This is a genomic window from Escherichia sp. WS338 (assembly GCF_046486405.1).
In the GTDB taxonomy this organism is placed as follows: Bacteria; Pseudomonadota; Gammaproteobacteria; order Enterobacterales; family Enterobacteriaceae; genus Escherichia; species Escherichia coli.
In genome coordinates, this window is record NZ_JBJQLL010000107.1 from 1 (window position 1) to 884 (window position 884).

At 42.9% G+C, this 884-nt stretch carries 2 protein-coding genes and 1 pseudogene; 1 reads left to right on the forward strand and 2 read right to left on the reverse strand.

Annotation, left to right across the window (positions count from 1 at the left end; translation table 11 throughout):
- A partial coding sequence (locus ACJHWT_RS25450; protein ID WP_000306640.1) for an IS1 family transposase occupies positions 1-95 on the forward strand: 95 nt, incomplete at its 5' end.
- 89 nt (positions 96-184) lie between these two features.
- Here the strand turns inward: ACJHWT_RS25450 and ACJHWT_RS25455 are convergent.
- A pseudogene (locus ACJHWT_RS25455) lies at positions 185-373 on the reverse strand (IS4 family transposase); the annotation flags it as partial.
- 415 nt (positions 374-788) lie between these two features.
- A partial coding sequence (locus tag ACJHWT_RS25460; RefSeq protein WP_000851394.1) for an IS1 family transposase occupies positions 789-884 on the reverse strand: 96 nt, incomplete at its 5' end.

The window sequence follows — 884 nt, forward strand, 5'->3', positions numbered from 1 at the left end:
CACGGCTGGGACGGAAGTCGCTGTCGTTCTCAAAATCGGTGGAGCTGCATGACAAAGTCATCGGGCATTATCTGAACATAAAACACTATCAATAAGTTGGAGTCATTACCTTCATTCAGATAATGAATTAATGCTACTGCCGGAACAACCAGCAAACGGGCATTGTGTTCTGAAATCCAGGCTATTGATTCAACGTCAGCGACAGATCTGCGCTGTAAAAGAACTTGTAAAACAACGTAATAGAATTATCCGGAATGGTGGCGACTATGCACTAGAACACCACAATTTCGCTCTCTCGGTAAGGCACTGTCACAGCATTCAACAGAATGTGACTTGCCAGATTTATTAGCGCCACCAGATGTTTAACCGGGTAACCACGACCCAGTCGGGGATATATTCCATCTTCTCGCTGACATCATCAAGAATAAAAAGGTTTATCACACTCAGAGCAACGTTCTTCAGCAGGCGGGATAATTCTTCAACATTTAGAAGATGTGTTATTAAAGGCATACAAACTGGACGTATTGTATTTTCTTTTGGTGGTTGACCTAAGGTAGCAGTTTATCCTGATGCGCTGAGATTTCTGTAATATCTACGTCAACATTCTCCTCGAATAGAAAATGCAGCCCCGGCAAGTGATTCACATTTTTTAACAAAACGTTGTTAGCGTGCCATTTTCAGAAGCTCTCCAAGAAAGCGAATTCTTTTCTCAAATTCTGCATTCTCAGACACAGCTTTCTACTCCATGGTAATGGCCCAAATACGAAGTTGCTGGTAATGACTCCAACTTATTGATAGTGTTTTATGTTCAGATAATGCCCGATGACTTTGTCATGCAGCTCCACCGATTTTGAGAACGACAGCGACTTCCGTCCCAGCCGTGC